The organism is Enterobacter cloacae complex sp. 2024EL-00214 (genome assembly GCF_043945575.1).
Taxonomy (GTDB): Bacteria; Pseudomonadota; Gammaproteobacteria; order Enterobacterales; family Enterobacteriaceae; genus Enterobacter; species Enterobacter cloacae_P.
This window is the reverse complement of the sequence record NZ_JBIMRC010000003.1, coordinates 84,508-99,369: the sequence shown is the minus strand read 5'-3', so window position 1 is coordinate 99,369 and position 14,862 is coordinate 84,508. Positions and strand designations below refer to the sequence as shown.

Below are 14,862 nucleotides of genomic sequence, written 5' to 3'. Positions count from 1 at the left end.
GCGCCACGTCATGGACACTTTTTTACCTTTCTTGCGCGTTTTAACACTCCCGACGTTCCTTGCTGGGATTAGGTCGTGAAAAAGGCTACACTTCGGGGCTGTTAACTATTCTCATCACGATAAAAGAGGCGAAGTCCAACGTGGCTCAATTCGTTTATACCATGCATCGTGTCGGCAAAGTGGTACCGCCGAAACGTCATATTCTTAAAAATATCTCGCTGAGCTTCTTCCCGGGCGCGAAAATCGGTGTTCTGGGTCTCAACGGTGCCGGTAAGTCTACCCTGCTGCGCATCATGGCCGGCATCGATACAGACATCGAAGGTGAAGCCCGTCCTCAGCCAGGCATCAAGATTGGCTACCTGCCGCAGGAACCTCAACTGAACCCGGAACACACCGTGCGTGAATCCGTCGAAGAAGCGGTTGCTGAAGTGGTTAACGCGCTGAAAGGTCTGGATGAAGTGTATGCCAAATACGCGGAGCCGGATGCGGATTTCGACAAACTGGCCGCACAGCAAGGTAAGTTTGAAGAGATTATCCAGGCGCATGACGGTCACAACCTGAACGTGCAGCTGGAGCGCGCCGCTGATGCCCTGCGTCTGCCAGACTGGGATGCGAAAATCGCCAACCTGTCCGGTGGTGAACGTCGCCGCGTGGCGCTGTGCCGTCTGCTGCTGGAAAAACCAGACATGCTGCTGCTCGACGAACCAACCAACCACCTGGATGCAGAATCCGTGGCCTGGCTGGAACGCTTCCTGCATGATTTCGAAGGTACCGTAGTGGCGATTACCCACGACCGTTACTTCCTCGATAACGTAGCAGGCTGGATCCTGGAGCTTGACCGTGGTGAAGGTATTCCGTGGGAAGGTAACTACTCCTCCTGGCTGGAGCAGAAAGATCAACGTCTGGCGCAGGAAGCTTCGGCTGAAGCGGCACGTCGTAAGTCTATCGAGAAAGAGCTGGAGTGGGTTCGTCAGGGCACGAAGGGCCGTCAGTCTAAGGGTAAAGCCCGTCTGGCACGCTTCGAAGAGCTGAACAATACCGAATACCAGAAACGTAACGAAACCAACGAACTGTTTATTCCACCTGGAGCACGTCTGGGGGATAAAGTGGTTGAAGTCAGCAACCTGCGTAAGTCCTACGGCGACCGCCTGCTGATTGACGACCTGAGCTTCTCCGTGCCAAAAGGCGCGATTGTCGGCATCATCGGCCCGAACGGTGCGGGTAAGTCCACCCTGTTCCGCATGATGTCTGGCCAGGAACAGCCTGACAGCGGCTCAATCACCCTGGGTGATACCGTGAAGCTGGCCTCCGTTGACCAGTTCCGTGACGCAATGGATAACAGCAAAACCGTGTGGGAAGAAGTCTCCGGCGGTCTGGATATCATGCGTATTGGCAACACCGAAATGCCAAGCCGCGCCTACGTTGGCCGCTTTAACTTCAAAGGTACCGACCAGGGCAAACGCGTAGGCGAGCTGTCCGGTGGTGAGCGTGGTCGTCTGCATCTGGCGAAACTGCTGCAGGTTGGCGGTAACGTACTGCTGCTCGATGAACCTACCAACGACCTGGACATCGAAACCCTGCGCGCACTGGAAAACGCCCTGCTGGAGTTCCCGGGCTGTGCAATGGTTATCTCGCACGACCGTTGGTTCCTTGACCGTATCGCCACCCACATCCTGGACTACCAGGATGAAGGTAAAGTGGAGTTCTTCGAAGGTAACTTCACCGAATACGAAGAGTACAAGAAACGCACGCTGGGTGCAGATGCGCTGGAGCCGAAGCGTATTAAGTACAAGCGTATTGCAAAATAAACGCATAACGGCAACTTCGGTTGCCGTTTTTTATGTTTGTTCCCTCTCCCTGTGGGCTGAGGGAGAGGGTCAGGGTGAGGGCATCAGGCCGCACAGTTTCACTACCCCACGTAAAACCGTTTCACCTCATCAAACTGCATCGCAAAGTCAATATAGCTCATCAGTGCAGGTGAGTTCAGCTTACGACTCGGGTAGACCAGCCACAGGTCATTCCCCTCGACATTCCACTCCGGCAGCACCTGAACCAGCGCCCCCTTCTCGATTTTATCTTCCAGCAGAAAGGCGGGTAACAGCGTGATCCCGGCTCCGGCAATAGCACACTCGCGGGCGTACACCAGGTTATCTGTCATGTGGATGTTGTCCGGCAGATAGCGGTAATCCTCACTCTCGCTTTGCAACAACCATTCAGACCAGGCCTTGTGGGTAATACAGCGATGTTCCACCAACTGGCGGGGATGCGTCAGCGGCTCCCGGCGGGACAGATAGTCCGCAGAGGCCAGCATATAGCGCGGGCAGTGCCCAATCATTCGGCCAATCAGAGAAGAGTCCTGCGGTTTGCCGGTGCGCAGGGCAACATCAAAGCCAGACTCCACCAGATCCAGCACGTCGTCGGAAATTGAAACATCCAGTGAGACATCCGGATAGCGCAGCTGGAACTCCGCGTTCATGTGCGCCAGCAACGTTGCGCCGATCCCTGCCGGACAGGTGATCCGCAGCCGCCCACTGGGGTTTTCGCGCAGCCGCTGTATGGCGTACTCTGCTCGCTCGCTGGCTGCCAGCATCTCGCGGCAATGCACCAGATAGTGCTCACCCGCAAAAGTCAGGTTGAGCCTGCGCGTGGTGCGGTTAAGCAGCCGGATCCCCACCTGCTGCTCAAGCTGACTGATCCGCAGGCTGACGCTGGATTTCGGTAGCCCGGCCCTCTGTGCTGCAGCAGTGAAGCTACCCATCTCGGCGACCAGTGCGAACAATGCCATATCCTGGAGCTGTTTAAACATGATTGTTCATCCCGTGCGAACACTTCATTCCTGATTGTTCATATTATCACGCAGATGAACGGGACTGTGGGGTGGGTTCGAGGGAAAGTGATGGTCGGGTGATGACGTGTATACGCCCTCTCCCCTTTGGGAAGAGGGCCGGCGTCAGGGCTTACTTCCGCTCCCCCATCATCTCCTTCACCAGCTCGACGCAGCGCAGGAAACGGGTGTCGTAATCTGGCTCTTCTACGTGCACAAACTCCACGTTGTTTTCGTGAAGCATCCCCACCAGCATGGTCTGGAACTCTTTTCGGTCCACCGAGCTGCCGAGGCTGCGCATACCATCCGCCACCCACGGGGTGTTATTCTCCAGCAGGATCACCAGGTCAAAGCGGTATTCATCAATCAGCACCTGCACAAACGGGTGTTCTCGCCCTTCGTACTTTTTACAAAATGCCTGGGTAGTGACGAAATCGGTATCAATGAATGCCACTTTATTGGCATATTTCACCGCAAAATCAATGTATTGAGCATGGCCGAGCGCGATTTTATCGTAATCGGAATACTGCAACGCCATCTCATCACCGCCCAGATGGGAGAAAACATAATCACGCCCGTATTCCCATGCGCTGGTGGTGTTGAAGATGTTCGCCAGCTTGTTGACCAGCGTTGATTTACCGCTCGACTCACCACCGAGGATCGCCACCGTACGCACAAAGAACGGCTTCACTTCTGTCGGGATGTAATCCCAGTAGCGGAACGGGTTTTCGCGGATCTGTGCCCCGCTGATGTTCATAAAGGTCCGCTTAGGGTCGATCAGCACAGTTTCAGTACCCAGATGTTTGCGGAACTGCGGCGCATCGGACTCTTCAGAGGTGTAGATCCAGTTCGGGGCAATGCCCTTCTCTTCCATAAACGCTTTAACGCCGTTGCTCCACACATCCCAGCCGTGCGGATACGGCTCCATGCCCTCTTCGTTAAAAGCATGAATACGAATGTTTTTCTGATACTTAAACGTCTGAAGCAGCCAGCGCAGGCGATCGGGCACCGTCGGCTGCTGCGACATGGCGCTGTCTTCAAACAGCTGACGGTCACGGGTTTCGTCGTAACCCATAATGATGTGCAGCTCGTCGACCTGGCTACAGGCGCGCTGGATCAGGTAGATGTGTCCGGTATGCAGCGGATAGAACTTGCCGAACACCACGCCAATGTTCTTTTGTATACGCGGGAATTCAAGCCCCAGAAAGCGGTGCAACGCTTCCAGCTTTTGCGCGCTGGGGCTTTTGATTTTAGCGTTCAGCAGTTGGCTCAGGTAGCCTTTGGTCATGCCGCTGGCATCCGCCACCTGCTGCAACGTGCAGCCATTCTGGCGGATTGCGGTCTTGAGATAGTCAAATGATGACATAAATTACGGTGCCTCCTGCAACATCGAATACATATACCCTAAATAATTCGAGTTGCAGGAAGGCGGCAAGTAAGCGCATCCCGGGAGCTTACTAAAGTAAGTGACCGGGGTAAGCGAACGCAGCCAACGCACATGCAACTTGAAGTATGACGGGTATAATTATAAGTCGTCAAAGACACTTAATGCATCTGCGAGTTTTTTTACGCCATAAACCTGCATCCCTTCCGGGATTTTTTTCGGCACATTGGCCGCAGGGACAATCGCACGACGGAAACCGTGTTTTGCCGCTTCGGAAATACGCTCCTGGCCGCTTGGCACCGGGCGGATCTCGCCGGCCAGACCCACTTCGCCAAAGACCACCAGATCCTGCGGTAATGGCCTGTCGCGCAGGCTGGAGACCATCGCCAACAGCAACGCCAGGTCAGCACTGGTTTCAGAGACTTTAACCCCGCCGACCACGTTGACGAAAACGTCCTGATCCGCCATCTGCAGGCCGCCATGACGGTGCAGCACAGCCAGCAGGATCGCCAGGCGGTTCTGTTCCAGACCGACCGCCACGCGCCGTGGGTTACCCATCATCGAGACATCCACCAGCGCCTGAATTTCGACCAGGAGCGGACGCGTTCCTTCCCACAGCACCATTACCGAGCTGCCAGAGGTTACTTCATCGCCACGGCTCAGGAAGATGGCCGACGGGTTGCTGACCTCGCGCAACCCCTGCTCGGTCATGGCAAATACGCCTAATTCGTTTACCGCGCCGAAACGGTTTTTGTGGCTGCGCAGGGTGCGGAAGCGGGAATCCGCATCGCCATCGAGCATCACGGAGCAGTCGATACAGTGTTCGAGCACTTTTGGCCCCGCCAGCGAGCCATCTTTGGTCACGTGGCCAACCATCACAATCGCCACGCCGCGCGTTTTGGCAAAGCGCGTCAGGTAGGCGGCCGTTTCACGCACCTGCGCCACACTGCCCGGTGAGGACTGAATGTCCGCCATGTGCATCACCTGGATGGAGTCAATGACCATCAGCTTCGGCTGCTCTTCTTCCGCAATCATGCAGATCTGCTCGATGCTGGTTTCCGAGAGCATATTCAGGTTGCTTGTCGGCAGGCCAAGACGGTGCGCACGCATCGCCACCTGCTGCAAGGACTCTTCACCCGTGACGTACAGGGTTTTCATCTGTTCAGCGAGCTTGCAGAGTGTTTGCAACAGTAAGGTTGATTTACCCGCACCCGGGTTACCGCCGATAAGAATGGCACTGCCCGGCACCACACCACCGCCGAGCACGCGGTCAAACTCTTTAAACCCGGTGGAAAAACGCGGCAACTCTTCAAGGCTGATGTCCGAAAGTTTTTGTACTTTCGCGACACCTGCGTTGCCCGCATAGCCACTCAGACGTTCGTTACGGGCCACGCCCGGCGAAGCCGCCACACCACGCACTTCGGTGATGGTATTCCAGGCATGGCAGGCGCTGCATTGCCCCTGCCAGCGCGGATAATCTGCACCACATTCGTTACAGACAAATGCGCGTTTTGGAGCTTTCGCCACGGTTTACCTCGTTATTTCTGATTAATGCTGCCGGAGAGAATGCAGAACACTCCCATCAGGTCAGCATGACGGATAGTGATTTCCGTCTTTTCATTTACTTTTGGCTTGGCATGATAGGCGATACCAAGACCGGCAGCCTTGATCATCGGCAGATCGTTGGCCCCGTCACCAATCGCCACGGTCTGCGTGACTGGAATTTCATATTTCTCCGCCAGACGGGTCAGCGTATTGGCTTTGTATTGCGCATCCACGATATCACCAATCACGTGGCCGGTCAGTTTACCGTCGATAATCTCCAGCTCGTTTGCCACCACGGTGGTCAGACGCAGCTTGTCGCGCAGGTAATCAGCGAAGAAAGTGAACCCGCCGGAAGCAATAGCCACTTTCCAGCCAAGTGTTTCCAGCTTCAGCACCAGCTGTGTCAGCCCTGGCATCAGCGGCAGCTCATCACGCACCTGACGCAAAATGTTGGCATCAGCCCCTTTCAGGGTCGCGACGCGCTGTTTCAGGCTGGCAGTGAAATCCAGTTCGCCACGCATGGCACGTTCCGTGACTTCAGCCACCAGCTCGCCGCTGCCCGCCAGCTTCGCGAGCTCGTCAATGCACTCGATCTGAATAGCCGTCGAGTCCATGTCCATCACCAGCAGCCCCGGCGTTTTCAGGTGCGGAATTTTACCGAGCGGCGCAACATCCAGCCCGGCGTCATGCGCCAGACGCGTCGCGCGCTGCGTCAGAGAACCCGCCAGGCGGATAACCTGGAAATCTTCCACACACCAGGCGGCGACAATCACCATCGCAGCACCCAGCGTGGTTTGATATTGGGTAAGGCGTTGCTTATCCAGGCCGCGTCCGTACAGCAGCCAGCCGCTACGACCGGCGTGGTAATCCAGAGGCATCACCTCATCGCCACTTAAAGAGAGTGGCAATCCTGGCCATAAAGAGACATCCGTTGGCAGGTCACACCAGGTAATGTTCGGCATTGAAGCTCCTGTAATTTCGTTCGCAGCGGTTGGTTCCACGGGGAAAATAACGCATGAGGCTACCCTGTAACCATCACTTCTGGCAACATTAAGCCGTAAATTTTCAGCAGGTGGAATATGGCTCGCGCAAAACTGAAATTTCGGCTTCACCGTGCCGTGATTGTCCTTTCCTGTCTCGCACTATTAGTGGTGCTGATGCAAGGGGCATCGTGGTTTAGCCAGAATCATCAACGGCAACGCAACCCGCAGTTTGAAGAGCTGGCCCGCACGCTGGCACGTCAGGTGACGTTTAACATCGCCCCGTCCATGCGTACCGAAACACCGGACGATAAGCGAATAAGCCAGATCTTACGCCTGTTAACGGAGAACAGCCGCATTCTGGATGCCGGTGTGTATGACGAGCAGGGTGACCTGATAGCCCGTGCTGGCGAGCACGTTGACGTGCGCGACAGGCTGGCGCTGGACGGCAAAAAAGCCGGGGGCTATTTCAACCAGCAGATCGTTGAACCTATTCAGGGGAAAAATGGCCCGCTGGGGTATCTGCGCCTGACCCTCGACACCCACACCTTGCCTACCGAAGCCAAACAGGTGGATAACACCACCAACATTCTTCGCCTGATGCTGCTGCTTTCACTGGCCATCGGCGTGGTGCTGGCGCGCACCCTGCTGCGAGGTAAACGCAGCCGTTGGCAGCAATCACCGTTCCTGCTGACCGCAAGCTCATCGATTCCCGAAGAGGAAGAGAGCGAGAAGAAAGATTAGTGATAAAGTAGGCTGGCGATTCAGAAAAGGAACTTTGCCATGACGACGTTACGCCTGCTTATCTCTGACTCTTACGATCCCTGGTTTAACCTCGCGGTGGAAGAGTGCATCTTCCGCCAGATGCCCGCCACTCAACGCGTACTGTTCCTGTGGCGCAACGCCGATACGGTGGTCATTGGGCGTGCACAAAATCCGTGGAAAGAGTGCAACACGCGACGCATGGAAGCAGACAATGTCCGGCTTGCGCGCCGCAGTAGCGGCGGCGGTGCGGTGTTTCACGATCTCGGCAATACCTGCTTTACCTTTATGGCCGGCAAGCCGGAATACGATAAAACCGTCTCGACCGCAATTGTGCTTAGCGCGCTGAGTACTCTTGGTGCCACGGCGGAGGCCTCCGGGCGTAACGATCTGGTCGTGAAAACCACCGGGGGAGATCGAAAGGTTTCCGGTTCAGCCTATCGGGAAACGATAGATCGAGGGTTCCACCACGGTACCCTGCTGCTGAATGCCGATTTGAGCCGTCTGGCAAACTACCTCAATCCGGATAAAAAAAAGCTGCAGGCGAAAGGTATAACCTCCGTACGTGGCCGCGTGGCGAACCTGGTCGAACTCTTGCCGGGGGTTACGCACGCCCAAATCTGCGAAGCGATCCGCGAAGCATTCTTTGATCATTACGGCGAGCGCGTGGAAGCGGAAGTGATTTCCCCCGACAAGACCCCGGATCTCCCCAACTTCGCGGAAACCTTTGCTCGCCAGAGCAGCTGGGAGTGGAACTTCGGTCAGGCCCCCGCCTTCTCCCATCAGTTGGATGAGCGCTTTAGCTGGGGCGGCGTCGAACTGCACTTCGACGTTGAAAAAGGATATATCACCCGCACGCAGGTCTTTACCGACAGCCTGAATCCGGCACCATTAGAAGCGCTGGCAGTACGTTTGCAAGGCTGTTTGTACAGAGCGGACAGGCTGCAGCAGGCATGTGAGGCATTGCTGACCGACTTCCCTGAGCAGGAAAAGGCGTTGCGGGAACTGTCGGTATGGATGGCTGGGGCAGTGCGTTGAACCACGCGGAAACCAACAGCGAAAAAACACCAGTGAGTAAATAGCGGGTTATAAACCCGCTATGAGAACATCGATTAAATAAATTATATTCATCTAAATAAATTAAGCCCTTCATTGCAATGTTATTAATTATAATTAATACATTTACAATTTAAATTCCCTACATATATTCACCAAACCAATTAAATAACCCATCACCCCGTCAAAAAGCGCCCTCACTCCTTCAGTAACTGTATAAAACAATTCATTAAATGAATTGTTTTATACCTGGCAACACCTGGCAACATTCGAGGGCATAGATAATGGAGAGTATAATAACCGACCACCGAATAATATTTTATTTCATATACAGGGTATGACTACGAGAATTCATACCTCGTACTAATCAGGCTCGATTATGCAAAAGAAAAAGCTAATTGCCGCTGCTGTCGCTATTGCGCTGCAAACCTATTATTACCCGGCCATGGCTGCCGATAATGATAATAATGATGACAAGAAAAAATGTCCGACCAATATTTCTTTATTATCTGAAACAGCACGCGAAAAGCTTCCGGCGACCTGCCTCGTCGGACAGGAAGCCAATCATGACTGGGCGTGGATCGCTGGCAGCGCAGCAGCGTTGATTACCGGCATCGCCATTGGTAACCACGACAGCGGCGGCTCTGACCATCACTCATCCCCCCCTGCACCGCCGGACGATGACGGCGGTGACGTCATACCACCGGACGATGGTGGTGGCGACGTCATACCACCGGACGACGACGGCGGCGACGTAACACCACCTGACGATGACGGTGGCGACGACACGCCAACCGATAACACCGTGAAAACGTTCAGCAATGGCGTCACCATCGACAAAGGTAAGGATACGCTGGCGTTCGACGATATCAAACTGGATAACGGTGAACATCCCGGCCCAGCTACCTTCAGCTACTCAAAACAAAACGACCAGTGGCAGATGACCACCCAGGACGGTAAAACGCTCTACATCACCGGCTGGCATGTAGACGGCAACAATGCCGCCATCATTGAAGGCACGCAGGCAAACGGCGACTACTGGAAGTATGACAGCCGCGGCTACCTGATCCTCGCCGATGCTCAAACTGCGGTAATTACGGGTGATAACGCAACCCATGCCTTCGATCGCGGACAGGACGTCAGCGGCCAGGGCAAAACCGGCGTCATTATTTCCGGCGACAAAACGACCAACACCCTGAACGGAAACTCTCACATCACCGATGGCGCGACCGGCATTGTGATCACCGGCGATGACACCACCAATGTTATCTCGGGGCAGTCCACCGTGGATAACGCCATCGGCGCGCTGATTTCAGGCGACGGCTCAAGCCTTAATATCTCCGGCGGTATCGACGTCACCGGCGGCGGCACCGGGCTGATTGTTGACGGCGACGACGTCGATATCAATAACGCCGGGACATCGAGTACCAGTGGCAAAGGTTCCACCGGCGTCATCGTCAAGGGCAACAACGCGAATATCGTCAACAGCGGCGACATGACCGTTACCGATGGCGCGACCGGCGGAGCCATTACCGGCGACAACGTCACCATCGATAACAAAGGGGACTCAACGACCAGCGGCTCAGGCTCCACGGCGATGATCCTCGACGGCGACGGCACAACCATAACCAACGAAGGGAGCCAGACCGTCTCCGACGGCGGCACCAGCATCGCCATCAACGGCGATAACGCGCGCGTAACCAATGATGGCGCACAGACGATCACCAGCGGCGGCACTGGCACCAAAATCACCGGCAACGACGCCATGGTCAACAATACCGGCGAAACGAACGTCAGCGACGCGGACTCCATTGCGATGTCCATTGACGGCGATGGCGTGCTGGTGCTCAACGAAGGGGATCAGACGATTTCAGGCGGCGGCACCGGCACAAAAATTAGCGGCGATAACGCCACACTCTCCAGCACCGGCGATATCAGCGTTGACGGGTCAAGCTCCGCCGTCGTCATCCTTGACGGCAACGACGCCAGGATGACGCAAACGGGCGATCTGGTTGTCACCAATGGTGCGTGGGGGCTGGTCTCCCACGGTGAGAACAACACGCTCTCCAACACCGGTCATACCACGGTGCATGACGAAGACTCCATTGCGTTTATTGTGGCGGGTAAGAACAGCACCTTCACCAATAAAGGTGATGTCGATGTCAGCCTGAACGGCACCGGCGCGCTGGTCAGCGGCGATGGTTCGAAGGTGACACAAAAAGGCAACATCAACGTCACGGCCGTGCAGGACAGCAGCGGCCTGTACCGCGGCGCAACGGGTATCGACATAGCAGGAAATAGCACCACCACCAACATTCAGGGCAACGTCACGCTGACGGGCAACCTTGCCGAAAAGAAGCTAACGGACGAAAGCCTCACCGGCATCCGCATTAAGGGCGACAACAATAACGTATCGTTAAGCGGCACACTGACGATTGAGACAAATGATCAAACCGAATGGTCTACAGAATCGCTGGACTCTGTCGGTCTCGATATTCAGGGCGATGGCAATACGGTCAATCTGACCGGCGGTATTGATTTAACCCTGACTTCAATGGCAACGCCAGCCGCCCATATCTACGGCGTGAAGATTGACGGTAACAGTAGCGTCACGCTGAGCGGTCATTCGCAAATCGATACTTTGAGTATCATCGGAGGGCCGCTCACCCTGGCCGCCGTCAAAAACGGCGGCGATATGGTGTTCTCGGACAGTTCCGTGGTGGATATCACGTATGAGCTGCTGCCACAAACCGCAGTCATCAGCTCAAGCGTCCTGCTGACGGCCGACGATCAGGGATCAACGATCGATAACCAGGGGGCGATCAACTCTCAGGGCATCATGTTGATGATGCAGGCGCAGAATGGCGCAGCGATCAAAAACAGCGGTGAGATAACCGCTAAAACTGGCGCAGTGAATTACGGGCGTGGCGTGGGTATGATCGCCAAAAATAATGGGTCAACGGCAACCAACGCAACGGGCGGTAGCGTGACGCTGGTCAGCGGCGCGACACCCTTTTGGGGAGGTGATATCGGCGGCTACCCAATGACGGGCTATGACAATACCGCCTACGGCATGATGGCGTTTGATGACGGTGCAATCAGCAACCAGGCCGGGGGCAATATCTCGGTGTCTGGCGCAGGTCTGTACGGCATGGGGGTTACCGACGGGACGGCAAGCAATGCGGGCGACATCTATGTTGATGGCTTTAAGCAGATACTGGATGCCGACGGCAATATCACCGGTGAACAATACTGGAAAGCCTCTTCGGCTCAACTGCCCAGCACGGGTATGGTCGCCGGTTCGGAAAACAATGACGACAGCAAAGCCACCGCCACGAACACCGGCACCATCATCGTGCATAACGCGGGCTACGGCATGAGCGCCATGTACGGCGGTATGGCGATTAACCAGGGAACCATCACCCTGACCGCCGACGGCAATACCGGGGAGGCGAATCAACTGGTCGGCATGGCGGCGCTCTCGGGCGGCGAAGTCATCAATGACACCACCGGCATCATCAATATTGACGCCGCCTACGGCCAGCCATTCCTGTCCACCGGGGGCGGTATCGTCCTTAACTACGGCACCATCTGTATTCAGGGAGCCTGCCAGGACAGCGCAGCCTATAACCCAACAGACCCTTATATAAGCATACTCTATTCCGGTGGGGTGATCGCCGCCACAGGTGAAACGGTCACGCTTACTGGTGGTGGGCTGATTCAGGGCGACGTCACCAATGACGGAACGGTGAGCGGCAGCGGTCAGTTAACCCTCAGCGACAGCAGCAGCACGCTGACCAACCATGCCACCGGCGTTATCAACACCAGCGTTACCGTCAATGAAGGCACCATGACCAACAACGCGTCCGGCATCATTAACGGCAAAATCACCCTCAACGATGGCATAGTGAACAACGAAGGGACGGTGAATAGCGTCGCCCTTAATGGTGGAACATTCAATAATGACGGCACGATAACCCAACATATCATCACGAACGGCGGCACGTTAAACACGCGTTCAGGTAGTCAGGTACTGCGTGGCGCGCAACTGAATGGCAAGACGGTGGTCAATAACAGCGGCATCTGGACTCTCGGCTATATGGGAGAAGGGAACTACAAAGGCACGCTCGACATCAATGGTAGCGCGGTCTTCAACAACAGCGGCAAGTTGGTTATTAATAACGCGCAAAACAACGTTAACATCTCTTACAATGGCGTGCTCTATAACACCAGCGCTGGAGATATCGAGATCACCAATGCCATAGCGGGTGCCGGTATCACGGTTCAGAAAGGCGTAGGCACGTTCATCAACGCCGGCGTAGTGAACGCTACGGCGCAGTCCATGATGGCAAGCGCCGGGGATGCCGACAGCGGTCACGCTTTCTTCTGGAACCAGGATGGCGGTATCGTTAACTACGACGTCGATAACGGTAAAGCCGTCAACTTCACCCACAATAACTACGTGGCGCAGAACGACGGCACCATGAACATCAGCGGCAACAATGCCATCGCGATGAACGGCAGCAAAAACGCCCAACTGGTGAACAACGGCACCATCAACCTGGGTACCACAGGTACCACCGATACCGGCATGGTCGCTATGGCGCTGGACGCGAACGCCACGGCAGATGCGGTGATTGAAAACAACGGCACCATCAATATCCATGCCAGCAACTCTTACGCCTTCAGCGTGGCGGGCGCGGGACATGTCGTCAACAACGGTACGGTGGTAATTGACCCGACAGTGACCGGTTCCGGTCTTATCAAACAGGGCGATACCGTTAACGTGGAAGGCACAAACGGCAATAACGGCAACAGCAGCGAGGTGCATTACACCAACTATACCTTGCCGGGGACGCCATCCACGGTATCCGGCTCGTCGTCTTCCACCCCCGCTTCCTCCTCCGATATGAACGACCTGTCGGGCTACGTGGTCGGCACTAACACCGACGGCAGCGCAGGTAAGCTCCAGGTCAGCAACGCCAGCATGAATGGTGTTGGCATCAACACCGGCTTTACCGCTGGCACCGCTGACACCACCGTCACGTTTGATAACGTGGTCGAAGGCAGTAATCTGACCGATGCCAGCGCCATCCAGTCCACCTCCGTGGTCTGGAATGCGCAGGGCAGCACCGATACCAACGGCAACGTTGACGTGACCATGACCAAAAACGCCTACACCGCTGTCGCCACTGACACCAGCGTGAACAGCGTGGCAAAAGCGCTGGATGCGGGCTACACCAACAACGAGCTGTACACCAGCCTCAACGTGGGTACCACCGCCGAGCTGAACAACGCCCTGAAGCAGGTAAGCGGCAGCCAGGCCACCACCGCCTTCCGCGAGGCGCGCATACTCAGCAACCGCTTTAACATGCTGGCCGATGCTGCGCCGCAGGTGAAAGAGGGTCTGTCGTTTAACGCGGTGGCAAAAGGCGATCCGCGCGCCGAGCTGGGTAACGACACCCAGTACGACATGCTGGCGCTGCGCCAGACGCTGGACTTAACGGAAAACCAGAACCTGACGCTGGAGTACGGCATCGCCCGCATCGACGGTAACGGTTCGCAGAGTGCAGGCGACAACGGTCTGACCGGCGGCTACAGCCAGTTCTTCGGCCTGAAGCACAGCATGGCGTTTGACAGCGGTCTCGCCTGGAACAACGCCCTGCGCTACGATGTACACAGCCTCGACAGCAGCCGCGCCGTCTCCTACGGCGACGTCAGTAAAGTCGCAGATTCCAGCGCCCGTCAGCAGTACATGGAGTTCCGCAGCGAAGGGGCAAAAACCTTCTCCCTGCTGGATGATGCGCTGAAAGTGACGCCGTATGCCGGAGTGAAGTTCCGCCATACGCTGGAAGACGGTTATCAGGAGCACAGCGCCGGGGACTTTAACCTGAGTATGAATGCGAGCAGCGAAACGGCGGTGGATTCCGTGTTTGGCCTGAAGCTGGACTACGCCGGTAAAAACGGCTGGGGTGCCAGCGCCACGCTGGAAGGCGGCCCGAACCTGAGCTACGCCAAAAGCCAGCGTACCGCCTCGCTTCAGGGCGCGGCAGGCCAGCAGTTCAGCGTCGATGATGGTCAGAAAGGCGGTGGCATCAACGGTCTGGCGACGGTCGGCGTGAAATACAGCGCCAAAGATACCCGCCTGAGCGTCGATGCTTACCAGTGGAAGGAAGACAACATCAGCGATAAAGGCTTTATGCTGAACCTGAAGAAAACCTTCTGATTACCCGGCGGATAAAACGCAAAACCGGGGAGACGTAAACGCCTCCCCGGTTATATGCAGGCCCGGTAAGCTAGCACCTCCGGGC

8 protein-coding genes are annotated in these 14,862 nt (G+C 55.9%); 4 read left to right on the top strand and 4 right to left on the bottom strand.

The window, feature by feature from the left end:
* The first annotated feature begins 140 nt into the window (after positions 1-140).
* Complete coding sequence (ettA, locus tag ACHHZ6_RS04670) at positions 141-1,808, top strand: energy-dependent translational throttle protein EttA (protein WP_182273667.1); 1,668 nt, start codon at positions 141-143, stop codon at positions 1,806-1,808.
* A 101-nt stretch (positions 1,809-1,909) separates the two neighbouring features.
* Here ettA and ACHHZ6_RS04665 read toward each other — a convergent pair whose 3' ends face one another.
* From ACHHZ6_RS04665 to serB, 4 genes are all read right to left on the bottom strand, one after another.
* The gene (locus ACHHZ6_RS04665) at positions 1,910-2,806 is read right to left on the bottom strand and encodes a LysR family transcriptional regulator (RefSeq protein WP_196390791.1); all 897 of its coding nucleotides are present in this window, start codon (positions 2,804-2,806) and stop codon (positions 1,910-1,912) included.
* Between the two features lie 151 nt (positions 2,807-2,957).
* Positions 2,958-4,190: a multifunctional transcriptional regulator/nicotinamide-nucleotide adenylyltransferase/ribosylnicotinamide kinase NadR gene (gene nadR, locus ACHHZ6_RS04660; protein ID WP_395121853.1), complete on the bottom strand. Its 1,233-nt coding sequence runs from the start codon at positions 4,188-4,190 to the stop codon at positions 2,958-2,960.
* Between the two features lie 159 nt (positions 4,191-4,349).
* The gene (gene radA / locus ACHHZ6_RS04655) at positions 4,350-5,735 is read right to left on the bottom strand and encodes a DNA repair protein RadA (RefSeq protein ID WP_182273664.1); all 1,386 of its coding nucleotides are present in this window, start codon (positions 5,733-5,735) and stop codon (positions 4,350-4,352) included.
* An 11-nt stretch (positions 5,736-5,746) separates the two neighbouring features.
* Complete coding sequence (gene serB / locus ACHHZ6_RS04650) at positions 5,747-6,715, bottom strand: phosphoserine phosphatase (RefSeq protein WP_182273663.1); 969 nt, start codon at positions 6,713-6,715, stop codon at positions 5,747-5,749.
* Between the two features lie 117 nt (positions 6,716-6,832).
* On the opposite strand from serB, the gene ACHHZ6_RS04645 reads away from it, so the two are divergent.
* From ACHHZ6_RS04645 to ACHHZ6_RS04635, 3 genes are all read left to right on the top strand, one after another.
* Entirely contained in the window at positions 6,833-7,477 is a 645-nt protein-coding gene (locus tag ACHHZ6_RS04645) for a YtjB family periplasmic protein (protein WP_182273662.1), read from the top strand.
* Positions 7,478-7,516: 39 nt separating this feature from the next.
* A complete protein-coding gene (lplA, locus tag ACHHZ6_RS04640; protein ID WP_395121852.1) occupies positions 7,517-8,533 on the top strand; it encodes a lipoate--protein ligase LplA in 1,017 nt (338 codons plus the stop codon).
* Between the two features lie 397 nt (positions 8,534-8,930).
* Positions 8,931-14,777: an autotransporter adhesin BigA gene (locus tag ACHHZ6_RS04635; RefSeq protein WP_395121851.1), complete on the top strand. Its 5,847-nt coding sequence runs from the start codon at positions 8,931-8,933 to the stop codon at positions 14,775-14,777.
* Positions 14,778-14,862 lie beyond the last annotated feature (85 nt).

What these genes read in the sequence shown, in the direction of transcription:
- ACHHZ6_RS04665 (WP_196390791.1), bottom strand. Translation starts at nt 2,806, where the DNA reads ATGTTTAAACAGCTCCAGGATATGGCATTGTTCGCACTGGTCGCCGAG.
- nadR (WP_395121853.1), bottom strand. Translation starts at nt 4,190, where the DNA reads ATGTCATCATTTGACTATCTCAAGACCGCAATCCGCCAGAATGGCTGC.
- serB (WP_182273663.1), bottom strand. Translation starts at nt 6,715, where the DNA reads ATGCCGAACATTACCTGGTGTGACCTGCCAACGGATGTCTCTTTATGG.
- ACHHZ6_RS04645 (WP_182273662.1), top strand. Translation starts at nt 6,833, where the DNA reads ATGGCTCGCGCAAAACTGAAATTTCGGCTTCACCGTGCCGTGATTGTC.
- lplA (WP_395121852.1), top strand. Translation starts at nt 7,517, where the DNA reads ATGACGACGTTACGCCTGCTTATCTCTGACTCTTACGATCCCTGGTTT.
- ACHHZ6_RS04635 (WP_395121851.1), top strand. Translation starts at nt 8,931, where the DNA reads ATGCAAAAGAAAAAGCTAATTGCCGCTGCTGTCGCTATTGCGCTGCAA.